Source organism: Millionella massiliensis, from assembly GCF_900104655.1.
In the GTDB taxonomy this organism is placed as follows: Bacteria; Bacteroidota; Bacteroidia; order Bacteroidales; family Rikenellaceae; genus Rikenella; species Rikenella massiliensis.
On the sequence record NZ_FNWD01000002.1, the window covers coordinates 1087513 to 1109929 of the forward strand.

19 protein-coding genes are annotated in these 22417 nt (G+C 57.7%); all 19 read right to left on the reverse strand.

From position 1 onward, the window contains the following. Nucleotides 1–69: 69 nt before the first annotated feature. The 19 genes from BQ5379_RS04300 to ftsH all read right to left on the reverse strand — a co-directional run bounded on the left by BQ5379_RS04300 (nt 70) and on the right by ftsH (nt 22398). Nucleotides 70–879, reverse strand: a complete 810-nt coding sequence (locus BQ5379_RS04300; protein WP_083377581.1) for a tetratricopeptide repeat protein — start codon at nt 877–879, stop codon at nt 70–72. Next, nucleotides 876–1958 carry a hypothetical protein gene (locus BQ5379_RS04305; RefSeq protein WP_071134295.1) on the reverse strand — a complete coding sequence of 361 codons (1083 nt, stop codon included), beginning with the start codon at nt 1956–1958 and terminating at the stop codon, nt 876–878. Before BQ5379_RS04305 ends, BQ5379_RS04300 begins: the two co-directional genes overlap by 4 nt. Before the next feature lie 10 nt (nt 1959–1968). After that, entirely contained in the window at nt 1969–2859 is an 891-nt protein-coding gene (locus BQ5379_RS04310) for a DUF58 domain-containing protein (RefSeq protein WP_071134296.1), read from the reverse strand. Nucleotides 2860–3259: 400 nt separating this feature from the next. Further along, nucleotides 3260–4258, reverse strand: coding sequence for an AAA family ATPase (locus tag BQ5379_RS04315; RefSeq protein ID WP_071134297.1), 999 nt, complete (start codon nt 4256–4258; stop codon nt 3260–3262). Between the two features lie 361 nt (nt 4259–4619). Beyond that, nucleotides 4620–5660: a TlpA disulfide reductase family protein gene (locus BQ5379_RS04320; RefSeq protein ID WP_071134298.1), complete on the reverse strand. Its 1041-nt coding sequence runs from the start codon at nt 5658–5660 to the stop codon at nt 4620–4622. A gap of 310 nt (nt 5661–5970) precedes the next feature. Then, nucleotides 5971–6612 (reverse strand): crossover junction endodeoxyribonuclease RuvC, encoded by a 642-nt coding sequence (gene ruvC, locus BQ5379_RS04325; RefSeq protein ID WP_083377582.1) that lies wholly within the window; start codon nt 6610–6612, stop codon nt 5971–5973. Between the two features lie 102 nt (nt 6613–6714). Further along, on the reverse strand, nt 6715–7776 hold the full coding sequence (lpxD, locus tag BQ5379_RS04330; RefSeq protein ID WP_071134299.1) for a UDP-3-O-(3-hydroxymyristoyl)glucosamine N-acyltransferase: 1062 nt from the start codon (nt 7774–7776) through the stop codon (nt 6715–6717). Between the two features lie 14 nt (nt 7777–7790). Then, nucleotides 7791–8954, reverse strand: a complete 1164-nt coding sequence (locus BQ5379_RS04335) for a TlpA family protein disulfide reductase (protein ID WP_083377583.1) — start codon at nt 8952–8954, stop codon at nt 7791–7793. A 117-nt stretch (nt 8955–9071) separates the two neighbouring features. After that, nucleotides 9072–9689 (reverse strand): porin family protein, encoded by a 618-nt coding sequence (locus BQ5379_RS04340; protein WP_071134301.1) that lies wholly within the window; start codon nt 9687–9689, stop codon nt 9072–9074. Between the two features lie 544 nt (nt 9690–10233). Further along, nucleotides 10234–12333, reverse strand: a complete 2100-nt coding sequence (locus BQ5379_RS04345) for a glycoside hydrolase family 2 protein (protein ID WP_083377584.1) — start codon at nt 12331–12333, stop codon at nt 10234–10236. Nucleotides 12334–12899: 566 nt separating this feature from the next. Next, entirely contained in the window at nt 12900–13403 is a 504-nt protein-coding gene (locus tag BQ5379_RS04350) for a periplasmic heavy metal sensor (RefSeq protein WP_143039388.1), read from the reverse strand. A gap of 40 nt (nt 13404–13443) precedes the next feature. Then, nucleotides 13444–13896 carry a hypothetical protein gene (locus tag BQ5379_RS04355; protein ID WP_071134304.1) on the reverse strand — a complete coding sequence of 151 codons (453 nt, stop codon included), beginning with the start codon at nt 13894–13896 and terminating at the stop codon, nt 13444–13446. Nucleotides 13897–14072: 176 nt separating this feature from the next. Continuing rightward, entirely contained in the window at nt 14073–14675 is a 603-nt protein-coding gene (locus BQ5379_RS04360; RefSeq protein ID WP_071134305.1) for an RNA polymerase sigma factor, read from the reverse strand. A gap of 158 nt (nt 14676–14833) precedes the next feature. Next, the gene (locus BQ5379_RS04365; RefSeq protein ID WP_071134306.1) at nt 14834–15790 is read right to left on the reverse strand and encodes a transketolase family protein; all 957 of its coding nucleotides are present in this window, start codon (nt 15788–15790) and stop codon (nt 14834–14836) included. Nucleotides 15791–16002: 212 nt separating this feature from the next. After that, a complete protein-coding gene (locus BQ5379_RS04370; RefSeq protein ID WP_071134307.1) occupies nt 16003–16884 on the reverse strand; it encodes a transketolase in 882 nt (293 codons plus the stop codon). A 226-nt stretch (nt 16885–17110) separates the two neighbouring features. Next, nucleotides 17111–18199 carry an AI-2E family transporter gene (locus tag BQ5379_RS04375; protein ID WP_071134308.1) on the reverse strand — a complete coding sequence of 363 codons (1089 nt, stop codon included), beginning with the start codon at nt 18197–18199 and terminating at the stop codon, nt 17111–17113. A gap of 166 nt (nt 18200–18365) precedes the next feature. Then, nucleotides 18366–19058, reverse strand: coding sequence for a phosphatidylserine decarboxylase family protein (locus BQ5379_RS04380; RefSeq protein WP_071134309.1), 693 nt, complete (start codon nt 19056–19058; stop codon nt 18366–18368). Nucleotides 19059–19484: 426 nt separating this feature from the next. After that, on the reverse strand, nt 19485–20222 hold the full coding sequence (locus BQ5379_RS04385) for a phosphatidate cytidylyltransferase (RefSeq protein WP_071134310.1): 738 nt from the start codon (nt 20220–20222) through the stop codon (nt 19485–19487). 64 nt (nt 20223–20286) lie between these two features. After that, entirely contained in the window at nt 20287–22398 is a 2112-nt protein-coding gene (gene ftsH, locus BQ5379_RS04390; RefSeq protein WP_071134311.1) for an ATP-dependent zinc metalloprotease FtsH, read from the reverse strand. Nucleotides 22399–22417: the final 19 nt, after the last annotated feature.

Below are 22417 nucleotides of genomic sequence, written 5' to 3' on the forward strand. Positions count from 1 at the left end.
GTTGCGGGGACGTTCCGCCATGCTCTCCCGGACAATCCTCCGCGGACACACCGGGCAGCGAATGACGCACTACCACTGTTTGCCGGAGCCGACACCGACGGCCTGGGCCTTCTGCTCGTCCACCTTTTTCTTGGTGTTGTCGTCACTGGCCTGAATGGCCTGCAACATACGCTCGGCCTCGTCGCGCGAGGTGGAAGGCTGCTGCTGAGGCTGCTGGCCGCCCTGATTCTTGTCTTTCTGGTTGTCGCCCTGGTTCTTGTCCTGGTTGTTTTTATTCTGATTCTTGTTCTGGTCCTTGTTCTGGTTCTTGTCGTTCTGATCCTTGTTTTGATCCTTATTCTGGTCCTTGTTTTGGTCCTGATTGTTCTGACCTCCACCACCATTCGGATTGTTCTGATCCTGATTGGGGTTGTTCTGATTATTCTGGTTCTGGTTGTTCTTCTGGTCTTCGTCCTGTTTCAGTTTCTTGGCATAGGCCAGGTTGAACTTTGCCTCCTTGTCATCGGGCACCAGACGCAGCGCGTTTTTGTAGGCTTCGATCGCCTCGTCGAGTTTGCGCTGTTTGACCAGCGTGTTACCCATGTTGTAGTAGGCCGAAGCCTGCCGCTCGAGATCGGTACCATCCTGCACCAGCCGCTGATAAGTGGCCGCCGCATCATCGTAACGGCCCTGTTTGTAGAGCGCTCCGGCCAGGTTGAAGTTGGCTTCGTAGGAGCTGATATTCTTTTCGAGCGCCCGTTTATAACCGACCTCGGCTTCGGGATATTTGCCTTCGTAGTAGGCGCGGTTGCCCTGCCGGATGTCGGCACGCTCCTTCTGGGCCCACACGGCGGCGGGCATGAGCAGCAGGGTCGGAATAATCAATAGCCTCCGCATCATTGGTTCGCCTCCTCTTTATCTTCGTTTTCGGGATCGGGTTCAGGGTCATCGCCCGGGATTTCGGTAGCGTCGGTCGCGGTGGCACCGGCTGCGGCCGGACTCTGGGCGGGATCGGGAATCTCCTTGGTCTCTTCGACGTAGAAATAGGCGTCGAAGTAGGCCTGTTCATTGTCTTCGGGGCTGGGGGTCATCTTGGCAAATTTCACCAGGTCGGCCAACGAGAAGAGTTCGCGGAGTTTCTCGCGGAGCCGCTCGTCGTTGACCTCACGCATCGCGTCGAGAATCTGGTCCGAGGTCATCTCCATGGCCCCGATACTGTAGCGACCTTCTATATAGATACGCACGATGTCAGCCAGTTGGGAGTAATACTCCTTGTGTTTGCCGTTTTGCCAAAGTTTCCGGCTGTGGAGTTTCTCCAGCGCCCGGATAGCCTGTACGTGGGGCGGCACGACCCGTTTGGGACCGGTGCGTCCTTTCCGGCGACGGATATATTTGATGACCAAATAGATAATTACGGCCAAAAGTACGGCAGCCGCTGCACCCCAATAGACATACTCTTTGATTTCGTCGAAGATGAGCGGGGTGTTGATGGGGCGTTTGATATCGAAAATCTGCTGTTTGGTGGTGTCAATATCAAACGTTCCGACGGTGAGCTGCATGGTTTCGGGCGCGAAGACGGTATCGGCCTTACCGGCCTTGGCGTCGTTGAGCGACGAGGACCACACGACCGGGAATCCGCCGAGGGTGTGCGTCCCCTCGTCGAAGGAGGTGAGGCGGTACGACACGCAGAGTTTGATCCGCCGACCGTTTTGGCTGAGGGTATCGATACGGTCGATGCCAAGCACTTCGATCTGCGGGGTGAGCTGGTTTTTCTCGAACTGGGGCAGTTGAATCTCCTGCGCTACGTCCTTTTCGATATTGAGGTGCATCGCGAACTGGTCGCCGATCATGATGGTATCGCGCGTGAAACGGGTATGGATTTCGGGCGCCCGTTCCTGAGCCAGTGCGGATTGGAAGTTGATCGGCCCGAGCAGCAGACCGGCCAACAACATAAGGTATATTTTCTGGTATCGTTTCATCCCCTATCGGTTATCTCATTTTGAAGAGCCTCAGCAGGGCGGCCACGTAGTCTTCGCCGGTGGCCACATTCACGCTGTCGACCCGGCATTTGGTCAGCACATGGGCGATAGCGGTCGAGGCGAGCTCCCAGTAGCGGGCATAGTTGTCGCGTGTCTTCTGCGAGGCGGTATCGACCCACACTTTGCGACCGGTTTCGGCGTCCTGCATCTCGATGATTCCGACGTTGGGCAACTGGCTCTCGCGGATGTCATAGATGCGCAGCCCCACCACGTCGTGGCGCGAGGCGGCGATTTTCAGCCCCTCTTCGAAGTTGACGTCTCCGGCGTCGGGCGTCAGGTCCATAAAGTCCGAGAGCAGGAAGGCGGTGCAGCGTTTTTTCATCACGTTGGTGAAAAAGCGCAGCGCACCGTTCAGATCGGTTCCGCGCCCTTCGGGCTGGAAATCGACCAGATCGCTGATGATACGCAACACGTGCTGACGCCCCTTCTTGGGCGGAATATATTTTTCAATGCGGTCGGAGAAGAAGATGCAGCCGATCTTGTCATTGTTCTGTGCGGCGGAGAAGGCGAGCACGGCGGCAATTTCGGTAATGAGGTTCTTCTTGAGCTGGCCCTGCGTACCGAACATGCGCGAGGCGCTGACGTCCACGAGCAGCATCATGGTCAGCTCGCGTTCCTCTTCGTAGACCTTGATATAGGGTTTGCGATTTCGGGCCGTGACGTTCCAGTCGATGTCGCGGATGTCGTCGCCGATGCGGTAGTCGCGCACTTCGCTGAAGGCCATACCGCGTCCTTTGAAGGCCGAGTGGTATTTCCCGGCAAATATGTCGTTCGAGAGGCCGCGGGTCTTAATCTCGATCTTGCGGACCTTCTTCAGTATGTCTTCTTCGTTTTCTTTCATCGGGTTCGCCTTGGGTTAGGTTCGAACTTTCGGGTGGGGGCATCTGGGGTGCACGATCTGAACGGGAGTGAGCGAAGGGTTCTGATCTTCGGATGCTTTTCGCACGCCGCGCGGGGAATGGCTTTCGCCATTACGCTCGAAGAGGGGCTGCGGACCAGCGTGTCGTTATTTTTTCGGGCATTATTTTCCGAGCCACCTCACGTAAGCGGGATTGCCGGGACTACGCCACACAAGCGGGCTTTCCCCACGCCACTCACATCGCGGCATTTTCGGAAACTACCCTGCCACTCGAGCCGTATTTTCGGGGACTGCCCTGCGCGGGCGGCGTCCGCGTGACCGCGGCGGGACGGGCGATACTGCGTATCGCATGACCGAGCACTGCATCCCTTCCGCAGAACGACTACGGCACTTCGACGGTGTTCAGGATTTCGGTGATGATGTCTTCGGAGGTGATGTTCTCGGCTTCGGCTTCATAGGTGAGACCGATACGGTGGCGCATCACGTCGGGACATACGGCACGAACGTCTTCGGGGATCACGTACCCGCGGCGTTTGATAAAGGCATAGGCTTTGGCGGCCTTGGCCAGCGCGATGGAGGCACGCGGCGAGCAGCCGTAGCCGATCATGGTGGCCAGCCGGTCGAGTCCGTAGCTCATCGGTTCACGGGTAGCGAAAATAATATCGACGATGTAGCGTTCGATCTTTTCGTCCATATAGACTTCGCTGACCACTTCGCGGGCCTTGAGGATCGCTTCGGGCGTAACGACTTTCGATGCTTTGGGGAACTTGGCACCGAGCATGTTCTGGCGGATAATCTGCCGTTCTTCCTCCTTCTGGGGATAGCTGATCTTCACCTTGAGCATGAAACGGTCGACCTGCGCTTCGGGCAGCGGATAGGTACCCTCCTGTTCGAGGGGGTTCTGCGTGGCCATCACCAGGAACGGACGGGGCAGCTGATAGGTATTGTCACCGATGGTCACCTGGTGTTCCTGCATGGCTTCGAGCAGTGCCGACTGCACTTTGGCCGGCGAACGGTTGATTTCATCGGCGAGCACGAAGTTGGCGAAGATCGGGCCGAGTTTGACGGTGAACTCTTCGTTTTTCTGACTGTAGATCATCGTACCGGTCAGGTCGGCCGGCAGGAGGTCGGGGGTGAACTGGATACGGCTGAACTTGGCATCCACAGCATCGGCCAGCGTATTGATGGCCAGGGTTTTTGCCAGTCCGGGGACCCCTTCGAGCAGGATATGCCCATCGCTGAGCAACCCGATGAGCAGGCTCTCGACAAGGTGTTTCTGACCGACGATCACCTTACTCATTTCGAGGGTCAGCAGGTCGACGAAAGCGCTCTGCTGTTCGATCCGGGCATTGAGCTCCTGGATATTTACGACTGTGCTCATATAAAATGTCTCTGAAGTTGGTTACTTGGTTGAAAATTCTGTTCTATTTCCCGCTTTTTAAAGTAGTATCAACTACTTTAAACGACTGCGAGCCGTTTTTATTATATCCGGCTAACAAAGGTAACAGATTTTTTCACTCGAAAAAGGATTTTTCGAGGTCACGGGGCCGTACCAGTCAAAAACGCCGTGGATCGGGGTGATATCCCCGCTCCACGGCGTTTGAATGACAGAATTTTATGAGGATTTCTGCGGAAAGCCCGGTGATTTTACAGACACCGGCGGCAGGTCGGACATCGGTCGGCTGCATGAGCGTTCAACCTACATCTGAACTCCTGGCCGCAGTCCCCTCCTGTGTACGGACTTACTTGGTTTCGGCGTCAGCGGCGTAAACTTCGTTCAGTTTTTCGATCAGTGCCTTGCCGGTCACGTTACGTGCCACGATCGTACCGTCGGGGCCGATCAGCAGGTTCGAGGGGATCGAACGCACGCCATAGGTCTGTGCGGGTGCGCAGTCCCAGAATTTCAGGTCGCTGACATTGGTCCAGGTCAGGCCGTCGTTGTTGATGGCTTTGATCCATGCATCGCGTCCGTCGGGACGGTCGAGCGATACGCCGAACACCGTGAAACCTTTATCTTTGAACTGGTTGTATGCAGCCACCACGTTCGGGTTTTCGCGACGGCAGGGGCCGCACCACGAAGCCCAGAAGTCGAGCAGCACATAGTTACCCTGGCCGGCTACGGACGACAGAGCCACCGGCGTACCGGTCGTATCGGGCAGCGTGAAATCGACGAATTTATGCCCCGGGCTGGTCATCTCCAGACGGTTTGCCATATCGTCGACCAGTTTCAGGTAGATCGAGTTGGCACGCAGGGTCGAGTCGAAACCGGCGACAAATTCGCGCATTTCGGAGAAGTTCATACCGGGAGTCACGCGACGGAAGAAGACATAAGCGGCAGCAACGCTGTTCGGGTGCTGTTTTACGAAATCACGCCCGAAGACGGTGTACTGGGCATAGTTTCCGAGCGTATCGACACCGGTCAGGTAGCTTTTGTAGAGGTCCTGTTCGGCCGACCCGGTCACCTGGATGCTATCGGCTTCGGCCAGCGAACCGCTCACACTGATGGGGCTGTTTTCGAGGAAGAACTGAACGGCAGCCTGAGCCGAGCTGTCGCCGACGGTGAGTTGGGCCAGCATCGGCAGGGCGATTTCGCCAGCGAAGGTAACCTGACCGCCGCTAACGGTTGCGGTGTCGATCACACGCGGCACTTTGCCCTGGAGAACCGACAGGTAAACGGTCTGTCCATCTTCGAGACCTTCGAGATCGGCTTTTACTTGGTACCCTTTGGGTGCGCAGGCCGCCAAAGCCAGAGCGGCGATGCTCAACAGAAGTTGTTTTTTCATACTGGTTTATCGTGTGTTTTTTGTTTTCTACTTCACATTACGTTTTTTGCCCCCGTTTGGTTTCATTAAGTTCCCCGATTCGGAAGCATTTTTTCGAATCGGCCGGCCTCACCGCACACCCGCCTCCTTCCATGTAGGGTCATTCACGCCTTCGCCGCAACTCTACCTTGCCCACTTTTTCGCAATGTCACAGCGCCTAACGTAAGTTCGCCGACACGCCCTGACTGCACGGATCTGAAAGCCCCCCATACTCCCCTTTGCCCGCTTCCTTGTTCGCCCTCTCCTTCCACTCTCCTCACCGTCCCCCGGGTTATTTGACCCGATCGGGATTGCTGTTAACGTAAGCGGCCCAACTGCTGGCTCCGCCGCTGACCTCGCCCGAGTTGCGACGCTCGCCGACCGTGGTCCCCAGCGGACTGGAGGAGATATAATAGTGACAGAGGGCTACGGCCAGTCCATCAGTCGCGTCAAGCTCCTTAGGAGTGGTTCCGATGCCGAGAATTTTCTGCAACAGAGCGGCGACCTGCTCTTTCGACGCTCCGCCCTGCCCCGTGATGGCCTGTTTGACCCGCCGGGGCGAGTATTCGAACACGGGAACATCCTGCATCAGCGCAGCAGCCATGGCCACCCCCTGGGCACGCCCCAGTTTGAGCATACTTTGGACATTATCGCCGAAGAAAGGGGCTTCGAGCGCCATTTCGTCGGGGCGGTACTCCCGCACCAGCGCACTGACCCGTTCGAAGATGTGTTTGAGCTTTTGGTAGGGGTTACGAAACTTTCCGAGCGAGACGACTCCCAGTACCTTACAGCGGGGGACTCCCCCGCTGATGTGCAGGACTCCATAGCCCAGCACATTGGTTCCGGGGTCGATTCCGATCACGGTTTTCCCCTCCAGCGGGTCGGGTGTAACGCACTGTTCCTCGCGTTCTGCGCGGCTGCGACGGACAATCATCGTAGAGTATTTCGCGGCGGACGGATCGAGCGGAACGGAGAAAAATCGAAGCCTTCACTTCTCCCTCTCCGCCCCGCTCGGTCCATCGAATGAATGAGTGGATTACTTGTTGACGGCAGCCAGTTGTTCCTGGAGTGCCTTTACCTGTTTGGCCAATTCGGTCACCTGTTTGCGCAGCTCGGGCAGCTGTTTGACGGAAGCCTGAATGCGGTGGCCCTCAAGACCGGGATAGGCAGGGGTCCCGAAGACCGTGATGCCGGGCTTGAGGATGTTGTTCGGGATACCGGACTGAGAACCGATTTTAACGCCGTCGGCAATGGTGATGTGTCCGACGACTCCGACCTGTCCGCCCATCATCACGTTGCTTCCGACTTTGGTCGACCCGGCGATCCCGACCTGAGCGGCCATCACGGTATTTTCGCCAATCACAACATTATGGGCAATCTGAATCAGGTTGTCGAGTTTAGCGCCCTTACGGATCCGGGTGGAGCCCATGGTGGCACGGTCAATGGCACAGTTGGAGCCGATTTCGACGTTGTCTTCGATCACAACATTGCCGATCTGAGGAATCTTTTGGAACGTTCCGTCCTCGGTGGGGGCAAAACCGAAGCCATCACCGCCGATCACGGTTCCACCATGGACGGTGACGTGGTTACCGATCACGCACTCTTCGTAGATCTTCACCCCGGGAAAGAGTTTCACGCCCTGGCCGACGCGCACGCGATCACCGACATAGACCTGAGGCCAGATTTCGGTTCCGTCACCAACGATGGCACCTTCGCCGATCACGGCATATTCGCCAATGTAGACGTTCTGCCCGATGGTTGCCGTCGGATGGATCGAAGCGAGGGGGCTGATGCCGCTTTTGCGGGGTTTGTTGGCGACGTACAGATCGAGCAGCGACGCGAAGGCCTTGTAGGCGTTATCGACACGCAACAGGGTGAGTCCTTCGGGCAGGGGGTGCTGCACGTGGAAGTCGCGATTGACGATGGCGATCGTAGCGCCGGTGTGGTAGAGGTGTTCTTCGTACTTGGGGTTGGAGAGGAACACGAGGTCTCCGGCCTTGGCCTCTTCGATTTTGGCTACGGAGCTGACCGCAGCGTCCTTATTTCCTTCGACGGATCCACCGAGGAATCCGGCGATCATCTCGGCTGTGAATTGCATGGCTGTGGGGGGTATTACTGTTTATTAACCAGTGAATCCAGTGTGGTATAGAAGGCAGGGTCTTCGCCGTTGAAACGGGCTACGATGGTGCCCTGCGGATCGAGGATCAGTTTGGTGGGGAAACCCTGAATGCCGTAGCTGACCGATACGTCGTCGTTCTGGGTCCATACGTTGATCCATTCGAGTTGAAGGCTGGCAACGCCCTGTTTCCAAATATCCTGTTTGTCGCCGCAGTCGACTCCGACGAACTCGACTTTGGCTTTGTTTTTGGCATAAGCCTCTTTCATGGAGGGCATCCCTTTCATGCACCAGCTGCACCAGGTGCCCCAGAAATCGATGACGGTATATTTGCCTTTGCCGTAGAGCGACGAGAGGGTAAACTCCTTGCCTTCGAGGTCGGGCAGTGTGAAGTCGGGCGCTGCGGCACCGACCTGTACGGTTTCACGGGCCTTTTCGGCTGCAAACATATTGCCGACGGCCTCTTTCTGGAGGTCGAGCCACTCGCCAAGGGGACCCGTTTTGAGCTGATCTCCGACCAGGTTATAGAGGCTGTCGAAAGCGTAGCCGTCGTTGATGGAGGTCAGGTAGTAGGCCGAGACCAGATCGTCGGGATGCGACCCGATATAATTGGCCTTGACTTTCAGGATAGTATCGGCCAGTGCCTGGATTTGAGTCAGGAGCGAGTCCTGCGGCGCACGGTCGGGCGAGATCATCATGGCGGTCATCTGGAGCATGTCGAGACGCAGTTCGAGCGGCTCGATCTCCTTGCTAGCTTCGACCCAACGCTGTTGTTCAGGGTCGTCAAAGCTGTACTCGATGGTTTTCTTTTTGGCTTCGTAGGTTGCGTCGATGTGCGTTTTCCGGTCGGGGAGCAGGAAGAGTTCGATGGTCTGACGAGGGCCGTCGCCACGGAAGCTCTGCGGAGCGAGAAGCACCTTGTAGAGCTGATCCTTATCGGGCATGTCGATCGAAAAATCGACCCGCGAACCGTCACGGGTACCGCCGACCATGAAAGTGGCCATATCGCCACGCTCACGAATCGTCTGGGTACTGAAGTAGGAGCAGATCAGGCTGTCGTCGGGCAGGCCTTCGATGCTGACCGTCAACCGTCCTTTACCACTATTGCAGGCACTAAACAGAAGTGCCGCGAAGAGAGAACCGAGTAGCAGTTTTTTCATTATCAGGAATTAATTTGTTACGGAACTTGAAATAGGAATCACCCGGCATAGGGCATTGACCGGCGACAATCGCCCCGGCCCCATTCCACCGGGTGGAGTGGAACCGGGATCGGTTGGTTAGAAGCGGACGCCGACACTGATCGCCCAGTTGCTGTTTTTGGCATGGTTTTTCCGGTCGGCGTTGACGCGCACGGTCGAGATATCGTACCGCAGGCCGACATCGAACATGTGGGCGAACTGATAGTTGATACCGACAGGGATCGAGAAATCGAAGCTTTTGCTGTTACCCATCAGGTTTTTGGTATGGCTGGCCATTCCGACCTCAGCGCCGCTGTCGTCATAGTAGGGTTCGCTCCATTTTTCCTGAGCCTTGATCAGCCAGTTGAACGAGATCCCGGCTTCGATGTTCAGCCCGCCGACCAGATAGACTTTGGCCAGCACCGGAATTTTGAAGTAGTTGTACGAATAGACGTGGTCGCTGTTGGTCATTTTGCTACCCTGCAGGGAGTAGAGGGCTTCGGCCTGCACACCGACGATATCGCTGATTTTATAGCCGGCCATCAGTCCCAAATGGGCACGTGCACGGGCTTTGGAGTATGTGGTTTTGGTCAGCGTGCTGACGTTGAGCCCGACACGGGGGCCCCAATAGAAACCCTGGGCGGAGGCGTTTTGCTGCATGCCGGCCCCGAACAACACGATGGCAACAGCTATCAAAATACGTTTCGTAATCCGCATAATTTTCGAGTATTGGTTTTTAACTGTCAAAGATAATATTAATTCGGCAGTTTAGTCTCATTCGGCCTATTTTCGGCCCGATCGGGGACATTTTTCCGGTCTTCCGGCTCAACAGCCTCTCGACCGACTGAACGCAGAGACCGCACATCGCACCTTCGGGACCTGAGTGGCGAAACCTGACGAATGCAGCAAATTACCTGTTTCGGCGTACATTCACTGACAGACAATCCCCTATAAGAACCCACCGGAACACCCCGTTTCCCCCTCCCCGAATATCTGCGGTACATTGCCGAGGTCATGCGCAACGCCGAATCACTGTCCGAAGTCCGCACCTCCGTACAGTCCCTGTCTTACACCAGACGGGTTCCCGGGAATCATTTTGTTTGATTCCCGGGAACCCGTCTATTTTCATCAACTTTGTTCACGCCCTGCGGCGTTACATCTGTGCTCCGTCTTCGGCCCGTTACCCGCTCAGGCAAGCAACCACGCCTCAACACTGCGAGCACCACCCGCCCCCCCCCGATACCGGGCCCCTCCCGCAGCACTACCGATACGTCCGCGAGTGGGTTGTCGACTTGTCGTCACTCGTGAGGGTCGACACTGGCAGTACCAACTGCTTGCGCACCGTAATTTCGGTTTTGTCCCGTGCGCCCGAGACGGGATCCACGGCCTCGACCGTATTGGCTCCCCACTTCAGTTGCAGGTCTTTCCACTCAAAACGTCCGAGCCCGTCGTTGGTCCGCATGCCTTGCGAGACTCCGTTCACGAAAAGTTCAACCTCTTTTTGATTCGAGAAAACGCGCAGGGTCTGTTTGCGTTCGGGCCGCAGATCGTACCGTTTGCCAACGATATGAACAAACGTATCGACCGGATTCCAGTTGGCTTTGTAGAAGTAGAAGGCATCCTTCCGCACGCTTCGGTCGAAGGTGACCAACCCGTAATCGGCCACCCCGGGTTGTGCCCCGTCCTTATGGTGCGCCGCACCGTAATCGAACATCGTCCAGACGAACGTTCCCCAGAAATTGGGCTTGGCGGCAATCGTTTTCCAATAGTTTTCGTGGAGCCAGGTCTGCCACCGTTCCGGATGCCAGTCTCCTTCATAATCGGGACGGGACAGCGTGTCACTCCACTGGTAGATGCTGCCTCCGGCTCCATATTCACTGACACCGCTCTTGAGATCGGGGAATCCTTTGCGCAGGTCGTTCGTCCAGTCAGCAAAGTCGGTCGGCTGACCCGACAGCCACCCCAGGAATTGATTGAAGGCGATCAGGTCGGTCACGAAATTCAGGTCTCCGTCCTGGTTGCTGGCCGCCACCGTCAGGCGGTGTCCCCCCTCTTCCGAGGCAATCACGTCCAGCTCGCGGATCAACTCAATCGGGTCGTCGCCACGCTGGTCGAGCTGGTCAAACAAGCCCCACCATACCACACTCGGATGGTTGTACTGCTGGTGGATCATCTCGCGCAACTGCAGACGGGCATTGTCCCGAAACGCCTCACTGTCATTATACCCCTTGCCGCGATAGAGTCCGGCTCCGACCATCGGAATTTCGCTCCACACCAGAATCCCGGCCCGGTCACAGAGGTCCAGAAAGTATGAATCGTTCGGGAAATAGGCACATCGCACGGCGTTGACGCCCATCTCTTTCATCAGTTCCACGTCGCGCCGATGGTTCTGTGGACGAAGGGCGCTGCCGATCCCGCTCCAGTCTTCGACCCGGCACACTCCGTGGATCTGGAACGGCTGTCCATTCAGCAGAAACCGGTTCTGGTCGTCGACCGAGAACCAGCGGACACCGAAACTCTGCCGCACGGTATCATACCCGCCGGAACCCTCAACACGGGCCACCATATCGTACATATAGGGATCGGAGGGGGCCCACAGGTGGGGCTGCGCGATGGTGAACGTGGCGGCGACATCGCTCCGGCCGTCGTTGCCGAGTTTGATGCGGCGGGTCAGCGAGTCAACCAGATTTCCTTCGGCATCACGCAACAGGAAGGTGGCGTTAGCAATCTCCCCGCTGCCCCCCCGAATGACCGTCATCACGTTGACGTCGGTCTGCTGTTCGGATCCCTGCGTCGGCGTCACGTAGAGACCGCACGAGCCATAGTGGTCCATGGCGATATGTGTGGCGGGAGTGGTAATCAGTTCGACGCTGCGGTAGAGTCCGCCGTAAATATTGAAATCACCGGTCAGGGGCGGGACATCCAGATAGGGGGCATTGCTCACACGCACCCAGAGCACGTTTCGCCCTCCGAAGGTGACATACTGTGTAATCTCCCACGCAAACGCGGTGTATCCGCCTCGGTGCTGACCGACGTGTTTGCCGTTGACATACAGGTCGCACACGGAGTTGGCTCCGCCGAAACGCAGGAAGATACGCCGACCCTGCCAACTTTTGGGAATCTCCACGGCCCGCAGATAACCGCCTTGTCCCCGATAATAGTCGGCTTTCCCGCCGAGCGCATCGGTGTTCCAGGTATGGGGCAGGTTGACGGGTTGTTCCCCTTCGGTGAGGCTCATCTCCCATCCGGGCGTATAGGTCCATCCACGGTCGAGCAGGACACTTTGCCGTTGGCCCCGGGCGGTCGCGAACACCGCCAACAGCAGTCCGACAGCAAACAGATTCAACAAGCTACGTTTCATGGCGTTACAATGTGTATAAGACAAAGATACGAAAAAGCCGGCGGCGTTGTAATCCCCCGTCGGGTTATTTCACCGAACCGGCCGCCCCCGTCGTTTCGATGCCAGCCGGAGTACCAACGGGTACAGGGCGTCACATAAATTTCACCTCCCGCTGACAATTTTTCCGAAGCCTCTCCCGAACGATCGCTCGGCCGTACTCCGAGACAAAAAGCCCGGTATTCTGCAGTCAGAATACCGGGCGATACCGATAAAGTTCGAGGCTCTTTCTCCCACTCTCCTGCTCCGTTCTCGTCTTTCCGGCTCTCTCCTTCGTCGGGACTCTTTCCCCCCCTCTACACTCCCCTCCTCACACTTTCCATTTCGTTCCCTTAGCCTCGCTGCCTTTCTTCCCTTCTGCTCCCTTATCCAACTGTTTCCCTCAACACAGCCCGGCCCACGCTTCTTCTCACCGATTTCACTCACGCCCCCCCGCACTCAGCCTCTCTCACCCTTGGTTTCCTCCAGCTCCCTTTACCCCTCACCTTCTGCCCTCACACACCATCACTCAGCAGGAGGAGATGTTCGAACTATTTCTTGGGCGGCTGCTTCTGAGCGCCGTTCGTGGCACGGCGAAGCAGGAAGTTTTTGAAATCCTCGTCGGCAACGAATACCTTGGCTGCCTTGTCGGCCGGAAGAATCTGACGAAACTTGGCGATATACTCGACCATCACTTTGCGTTCGTCATCGATCACTCCCACCAGATCCTGGAACTGCTGCTCACCTGCCTGACCGGTACGGATCACTTTATAGAGGTCGCGGCGTTTGCGTCCCACCTCGCGGCGTGCGTCCCAATAGGCATTATAGACGGGCCAGAACTTTTGCGACTGCTCGGGAGTCAGTTGCAGGGCGTCCGTCAGGTAGGCAATCTTCATGTTTCGGATCTGTTCGCCGTGCTGCGTTTTGCTCTGTCCCTGCGGGCAGTGGGGTCCCTGGGGACCGTGGGGCGAAGTGGCTGCGGCACCCAGCGTGCAAAGACAGAAAACAGCCGACAGCATGAACAATCTGACGTTTCGGATATTCGTTTTTTTCATGATACAACGTGTATAATCTCACATAGGACCGCCCGACCCATTACCACTCGATATCGATTTCGGTCAGCGCAGCCAACAGGTCTTCACCGTAGAACCCATAGGTATCGAAGTACTCGGTAACGGCCTGGGCAAACAGCGCCTGATTTTCGACCTGGGTCACCGAATCGGGATAGGCATACTCTTCGAGGGCCACGAGATCGTCGGTATAGAGCTGATAGCCCAGCATCATGTCGGAGGTCTCGGTCTGCATGGCGAGCTGCTCACGCTGCTGCGCCTTGTAACCGGTAAAGTAGTATCCGACCGTGGCAAACAAAACCAGACATCCGAACGCGGCCGAGAGACCGACAAGTCCCCTGACCCGCTGCCAAAGCGTCGGTTGCGGTGCGCTTGCCTCCGCTGCCACGCGGTCGCGCAGGGTGTTGCGCAACTCGGCAAAATAGCCGTCCGGAACCCGATAGGGGTTGCCCGGTTTGATGTTTTTCGGTGTATCCATGGTTGCCTCCTCTCTTGTTATGGGTTCGGCTTTCTTTGCATATTGGATGCACGAAGGTCGGATAGGTTTAACATCCGTCACGAATATTTTTTCGACATCGGTACGGCATGCACTGCAACACACAATCCAAGCCGGCCTGTCCGACACTTCCAACCGTAGCAGCGGGGGGATCGGCCTCAGGCTCGATCGGCATCGTCGTCCGGCACGAAGAAGTCGGCTCCCGAGGCGTCCTGCCGCACCCACTGCTCGACTTTGGTCACAGCATGGTGGTACGACGCCTTGAGCGCCCCGACCGAGGTATCGAGTATGGCGGACATCTGTTCGTAGGGCATCTCGTCCCAGTAGCGGAGGGTGAAGACCGCCCGCTGTTTGGCCGGGAGTCGCCCGACGGCACGGGCCAGCGCACGTTCGGCCTCTTCGCCGTCGAAGAGCCCTTCGCTGCTGACAATCCGATCGAACGAAGCACCCCCGTCATCCAGTGAGCTGAAGAGTCCGGTGCGGCGGCTGCGAATCAGGCTCAGCGACTCGTTGACCGCAATGCGGTAGAGCCACGTGAAGAGTCCGGACTCGCCGCGGAAGCTGCCGGCCGAGTTCCACACCTTGAGAAAGACGTTCTGCACCACGTCGTCGGCATCGTGGTGGCTGACGACGATTTTACGCACAGTCCAGTATATCCGCTGACTGTACCGATCGACCACCTGCATAAAAGCAGCTTCACGCTCTCCGGGGTCGGAGGCGCGAAGCTGTGCGATCAACTGCATGTCGTCGGTTTGAGTCATGATATGTGCGACACAAGGTGCTGTTTACGGATCGGAAAGGGGGAGCGGACAAACCGGTTGTCCGGAACACCGGGCAATTTTCGCCGCCCGGGTCGCAGGGCCGAAAGGCCGAACGGGGTACGGTTTTCTTCCCCACCCCGCCGACTTTAACGCTCCGGTTAGTGCTTGCGTTCCATGACGCGGCGCACGGCAGCCACCACGTCGGGCACGTCGAGGTGGAACTTGACGAGCAGATCGGCCGGCGTACCGCTTTCGCCGAATTTGTCGTCCACGGCTACGTACTCCTGCGGAACGGGGCAGGTGCGGGCCAGCAGCTGTGCGACGCTGTCACCCAGCCCGCCGTTCATCATGTGCTCTTCGCAGGTCACGACGCAACCCGTCTTGCGGACGGAGGCGAGGATCGCTTCGCTGTCAAGCGGTTTGATGGTGTGGATGTTGAGCAGGTCGACGCCGACGCCCTCTTTTTCGAGCTGTTCGGCAGCCTGGATGGCACGCCACATCAGGTGACCGGTAGCGAGGATGGTCACGTCGCTGCCTTCGCTCCACTGCACGGCTTTTCCGATCACGAACGGTTCGTCTTCGGGGGTATAGATGGGTTCCACCGGACGGCCGAAACGGAGGTAAACCGGGCCGTTATAGGCTGCCGCTGCCAGCGTGGCCGCTTTGGTCTGGTTGTAGTCGCAGGGGTTGATCACCACCATGTTGGGAAGCATCTTCATCAGTCCGAGGTCTTCCATGATCTGGTGGGTGGCACCGTCTTCGCCGAGGGTCAGACCGGCGTGCGATGCAGCGATTTTCACATTCGTATTGGAGTAGGCTACGCTTTGCCGGATCTGGTCATAGACACGGCCGGTGGCGAAAGCGGCAAAGGTGCTGACGAAGGGGATTTTGCCTCCGACAGCCAGCCCGGCTCCAACACTAATCATGTTGGCTTCTGCAATCCCGGCCTGGAAGAACCGATCGGGGTTCTCCTTGATGAAGGTGCCGAGTTTCAGGGACCCGACGAGGTCGGCGCACAGGGCCACGACATCGGGATTGGTGCGTCCGAGTTCGGTCATGGCGTCGCCGAAACCGGAACGGGTATCTTTTTTTCCTGTAATGGTATAGGGTCTCATGTGGGTATTCTTGTAGGTTAAGAGTTTCCTCGTGGCGCGCCGGCCATCAGCCTGCGGCACACGCAAACGATCTTTCGACGAACGTTCCGACAGGCCGTTCCCGCCGGGCGAAACACGCACAAACGGAAGCGGGTCTGCGGTGCGGAGACACGGAACGGACTGCGAGGCGAACACGAAAAACGTTCCCGCGGCCCGCCGTCTCCCGCGCGCTGCTAATAGTCGCCCAGTTCGGTCACAGGCAGTTGGGCGAGGGCTTTTTCGGCCTGTTCAGCGCTGGGGGCCTTGCCGTGCCATTCGTTGGTACCGGCCATGAAGTCCACGCCGTGTCCCATGACGGTTTTGGCCAGCACGACGACGGGTTTCCCGTGGCCGCAGGCATCGTTTTTGGCAAAGCGGAGCGTATCGACAATCTGCTGCATGTTGTGGCCGTCCATATCGATCACGGTCCAACCGAAGGCTTCCCATTTGGCACGCAACTGGGCATGGCAACCCATACCGAGCACGGCGTCGCACGTACCGTCAATCTGCTGGCCGTTCATGTCGACGATGCAGACAAGGTTGTCGACACCGCGTGCTGCGGCGAACATGGCAGCTTCCCAAATCTGGCCCTCTTCGAGCTCACCGTCACCGGTCATGACGAAAACGCGGTGATCGTTGTCGCCGGTGAGTTTTTTAGCCAGCGCGTTACCCACGGCCACGGAGAGGCCCTGACCGAGCGAGCCGGAGGCTACACGAACACCGGGCAAACCTTTTGCGGGGGTGGGGTGTCCCTGTACGCGGGCGCCGATACGACGGAACTCGGCGAGTTCGGCCACGGGGAAATAGCCCCGACGTGCCAGAACGCTGTAAAAGAGGGGTGAAATGTGGCCGTTCGAGAGGAAGAAGAGGTCTTCTCCGATCCCGTGGTCGGTCGCGGGTGCGAAGTGGTCGATGCGTTCCTGGGGGATGTCCATAACGTCGAAGTAGAGTGCGGTGAGCACGTCTGCGGCGCCGAGCGAACCGCCCGGGTGACCCGAAGCGGCGGAGGCGACCATCCGGATAATGTCACGACGGACCTGTGCGGCGATGGTCTCCAGTTGTTTGATCTCTGCCATTGTTTTTGTTTGTAAGTCTGGTCTTAGTATGTAGTTAAAATTCTTTTCCTTTTCGGTCAACAGCTCTGCGGACTCAGCAGTTTTTCTCCCGTTTTCCTATTGTTCCTTTCCACCTCATCCTTCCTTCCCCCCCCCTGTTCCGCTCCTGAGCCGTTCTTCTCCCGACCTCCAGCCCCACTCCACCGCCGGTTTGTCAAATGCTCCCCAAGGGCACCCACACCGCAAGCTAAATCTTTTCGGTCAGTTTCTGTACCACCCGCAGGTTGTTGAAAAACTCCTTGGCGAAAACACGGATAACCGTATAGGCGGGTATGGCCAGCAGCATTCCCAACACGCCGGCAATGTAACCGGCCATCAGGATCACGATAAAGATCTCCAGAGGATGGGCCTTTACGGAACTGGAATAGATATAGGGTTGCAGGATGATGTTATCGATCAGCTGGAAAATGACGAACACGATCACCATCTGAAAGAGGACGCTGCCGATAGGCACGTCGGGCACGGGGCTGAGCATGGCGATCACACAGCCGGCAATGGCACCGATCAGGGGGCCGATATAGGGGATGACGTTCAACACGGCGGCAATCAGCCCGATCACCACAGCCGTATCGAACTCGAGACCGATAAAATAGAGCGGTACGGCGATACAGATCAGTTTGATAATCATCTCGATACAGATCCCGATAAAGTAGCGCACGAGCAGCGTGATAGCCGAGTTCAGGGCCCGTTTGATACCGGCTTCGTATTTCGAGGGGAAGAGGATCACGACTCCTTCGAAAAAGAGCCGGTCATCCTTGAGGAAGAAGTAGGTGATAAAGCTGACCGAGAAGATGGCGATCACCAGGTCGACGATCCAGCCGGTGACCGAAGCCAACGAACTGCCGATATTCACGGCGGCGAACATCGGTCCGATCTGGGTGTGGATATACTCGCGGATCGAGAAGTTATTGTCGGGCAGGAAGCGGTTGATATACTCTTCGACACGGGCGATGGGAGCCGCCAGCGCCTGGGTGAGCTGGTCGAGGTTGAAGGAGGTGAGCTGGTCGATCTTGTCCAACACGACGGGAATCAGGCTCACGGCCAACACGTAGATCACCACGAGCATGGTGATGAGGGTCACCATGGCGGCGAGCCACTTCGGAACGACCCATTCGCGGATCCGAATACTGCTGAGCAGCGTCACGAGGGGTTTGCCGATCAGCGACAGGACGGCAGCGATCAGGATATAGAAGACGATGGCCTGGAAATACCAGACGAGGAATCCGGCGACCAACAGGCCGGCTCCGGCTGCAATCCATCGGTATATGGGGCTCATCTTCTCTCCGAGAGTTATATCTTGACAAATTTCGTTTCAGGGGTGCACGCCGTGCTGTGACCGGCATCATCTTCGCGACCGATCCTCGGCTGCCGCGTGGCGGACGGGACCAACAAACCGTCCCCTCCCCACTGCACACCGGTCTCGGTGCCGCCGGCCGCAACCCTTATTCCGCCTTGGGCGCCACTTCGGGCATCCGGGCAATCATCGTCCGCATCCCCACCGTCTTGTCCCCCAGAGCGACATGGATTTCGCTGCCGAGCGGCAAGAAAACATCGACCCGCGAGCCGAACTTGATGAATCCGCACTCACGCCCCCGGTTGGCTTCGAGTCCGTCGTGCGAGTAGCTGACGATGCGCCGCGCCACGAAACCGGCAATCTGTCGGAACAGGATCCGGTGACCGAGCGTGGTGCGCACAACGGTCGTGGTTCGTTCGTTATCGGTCGAGGATTTGGGGTGCCAGGCGACGAGGAACCGTCCCTGATGGTGCCGGAAGTACTCCACCAGTCCGGAGACGGGATACCAGTTGATGTGGATGTTCCAGATCGACATGAAGATGGAGACCTGGATACGTTTTTCGGAGAGGATTTCGTCTTCGTATACCTCTTCGATGGCCACGATGGTTCCGTCGGCGGGGGCGAGCACGGCATAGGGATCTCCGTCGTAGTCGGCCGGCACGCTACGGACGGGGACGCGGAAGAATCGGCACACGAAGAGCACTTTCAGCAGCACGAGCACGACAATGGCGATGCTCAGCCACAGCGGCAAAAAGCGAACGGCAGCCACGGCGGCTACGACGGCGATGAGTGCACTGGTTGTGATAATCCGGCGTCCTTCCCGGTGTAAAAGTCTTCGCATCTGTTGTTATATCTATGCTTAACAGTTGTTTCGCTAATATCCGTTTCTTTCTCACGCATCAATCCCGGCCGTATGCCTTTGTTCAAACCGAACAGGGAAATCAGTCTTTGCGACGGATCGATTCCGCCTGCGCCCCCCTGTTACACTCCGCTACACACGGGGTCGCGTTTCCACAGCCATCCACAGTACCCACGCAACGCTCAACTCATTTCGCTGCAATCCCTCTACGCCCTTCCCCCCTCTCTGTCCTTCAGTCTCGCACTCAACTCGCCCCAGTCCCCTTCGCGCACTTCTGATTACACAGCGGCTCCTCCTTCTCCTCCCAAACACGGTCTCCTACCAGCTTCCCCGCTGCGTTCTCTACTTTCTGCTTCCCCCCCAACTCCTCGCCTCCCTCACTTTGCCCCCCGCTCTCGGCCCCGGCGGTTAACCTAACAGGCCGGTGAGCAGTATATAGCCCCACGCGACCGGAACTGCCAACAGAAGGGCATCGAAACGGTCAAGCATTCCGCCATGCCCCGGGATGATTCCCCCCGAGTCCTTGATACGGATGGTACGTTTGAATTTCGATTCGATCAGGTCTCCCAGGGTGGCAGCCAATCCGACCACGACCCCAAAGCCGGCCCACTTGAGCGAACCGATCACGTGGTCATCATAGGCAGCTTCGCCCCAGGTCAGTATGGCACCGTCGAACTGTGTGCTCCAGTAGAGCGAGAACCAGACCAGAGCCGTTCCTACCGCAAAAAGCATCCCTCCGGCAAATCCCTCCCAGGTTTTCTTGGGCGAGATGGTCGGAGCCATTTTATGGCGACCGATGGCGCTACCGATCAGATAGGCGCCCGTATCGGAGAGCCATACGACGGTCAGCAGCGTCACGACCATCATGGGGTCGAGCAGCATGACCAACACGATGGCCTGCGCGATGTAGAGAAGACCGATCACATACCAGGCCACACGTGCACCGGCTGTGCGATCGGCAAGATGTCGTTTGACCAACCGGGCATATTCCCAGACCGTGAGCAGTCCGACAATGGTCCAAAGCACATAAAAGGTAGTACCCGGCACACCCGTAGCAGGATCGTACCAGGCCAGCGTCATTCCGACCATCACCAGCACCAGCACGATGCCGCTCAGGCTGCGTATGAAAAGCGAATTCGATTTCATGTTCAAGGTTCTATATCAACACGTTCGTTCGACGCGAAGACCACACTCGCCCCCCCGCAGCAGATTACTCTGCGGATTCACCGGCCGACTGGCGGGTCTCCTCCACCGCATCGGGCAGCGTGGCCACCCGATCTTCGGTTTTGGCCAGACCTTCGGCCGATTCGGCAGCCGTATCCGACTTCGACGGCTCGGCAGGATGCTCCGCGGTTTTGTCGGGATTGACCGAATCCAGCGGGTTCCGGGCTCCGGCCTGACGTTTGCCGAAGATCTGCTCGAGGTCTTCGGTGAAGATCACTTCACGCTCCAGCAACAGTTCGGCGAGTTTGTGAAGCCCCTCCCGGTTTTCGGTCAGTATCTTTTTGGCCAGTGCATAGCACTCTTCGATCAGCGCATTTACCTCGGTGTCGATCAGCTGCGCGGTCTGTTCGCTGTACGGTTTGCCGAGCATCATCTCGCTCTGACCGGTACTGTCGTAGAAGCTGCGGTGACCGATCTTGTCGCTCATGCCGTAGTAGGCCACCATCGCATAAGCCTGTTTGGTGGTCCGTTCCAGGTCGTTGAGCGCACCGGACGAAATTTCGCCGAAGGTCAACTCTTCGGAAGCCCGTCCGCCGAGCAGAGCGGCCATCTCGTGAATCATCTGTTCACGGGTGGTAATTTGCCGTTCGTCGGGCAGGTACCAGGCGGCGCCGAGCGCCTTGCCGCGCGGGATGATGGTCACCTTGAGCAGCGGATTGGCCCATTTGAGCATCCAGCTGACCGTCGCGTGACCGGCTTCGTGGAAAGCGATGGTCCGTTTTTCGACGTCGGTGATGATCTTGTTTTTGCGTTCCAACCCGCCGACGATTCGGTCGATGGCATCCATAAAGTCCTGCCGTTCGACCTGATTCTTGTTCTTACGGGCAGCGATCAGCGCCGCTTCGTTACAAACGTTGGCGATATCGGCACCGGAGAAACCGGGGGTCTGCCGGGCCAGGAAATCGGTATCGAGTTTCGGATCGAGTTTCAGTTTCTTGAGGTGCACGGCGAATATCTCGGCACGCTCCTTGATGTCGGGCAGCCCCACTTCGATCTGCCGGTCGAAACGTCCGGCACGCAGGAGGGCCTTGTCGAGGATATCGGCACGGTTGGTGGCGGCCAGAACGATAACCCCGGCGTTGGTTCCGAAGCCGTCCATCTCGGTCAGCAGCTGATTCAGGGTATTTTCGCGTTCATCGTTCGACGACCAGCCGCTGTTTTTGGACCGGGCACGACCGATGGCATCGATCTCGTCGATAAAGACGATACAGGGGGCTTTATCCTTGGCCTGTTTGAAGAGGTCACGCACACGCGAAGCGCCGACACCGACGAACATTTCGACGAAGTCCGAACCGCTGATCGAGAAGAAGGGAACGTTGGCCTCGCCGGCCACAGCCTTGGCCAACAGGGTCTTACCGGTACCGGGAGGGCCTACGAGCAGAGCACCTTTCGGGATCTTGCCGCCGAGTTCGCTGTACTTCGAGGGGTTGCGCAGGAAATCGACCACCTCCATCACTTCGACCTTGGCCTCTTCCAGCCCGGCCACATCCTTGAAGGTTACTTTCTGGTCGTTATCCTTGTCGAAGAGGCGAGCCTTGGCCTTGCCGACGCTGAAGACGCCGCCACCGCCGCCTGCACCGCCACCGGCACCGCCGGACATGCGCCGCATGATGATCACCCAGAAGACGATAATCAACAGGAAAGGGAAGGCCTGCCAGAAGAAGGTCATCCAGCCCGAGTTTTCGTTTTCGAAGGTCAGCACCGGCACGGTCAGATTCGAGCTGAGCTGCCCCCGTGCGACCTGCTGCTCGATCGAGTCGCGGGCAGCCTGGTAGTCGGTTTCGAACTTGTCGAGCGAACCGATGTTGAAAAAGAACTGAGGCCCCTGATCGGGGATGTAGCGGTAGCGTTCCTGGCTCTTGTAGTAAGCCACGGACGAGGGTTCGAGGTAAACCTGAGCGACCTCTTTGTTGAGTACCTGCACCCGCTGGACATTGCCGCTGGGCAGGAGGGTATCGCGCAGGATGTCCCAGTTAATTTTGCTCTGCTGGCCGCCTCCGCCGAGGTATGCCCACCCCAGGATGACGGCTATAATAATACCCCACATCCAATAGATATTGAATCTGGGGCGCAGGGTATTGCGTTTGTCGTTTGCCATATTTTATTCGGAGTCCCGC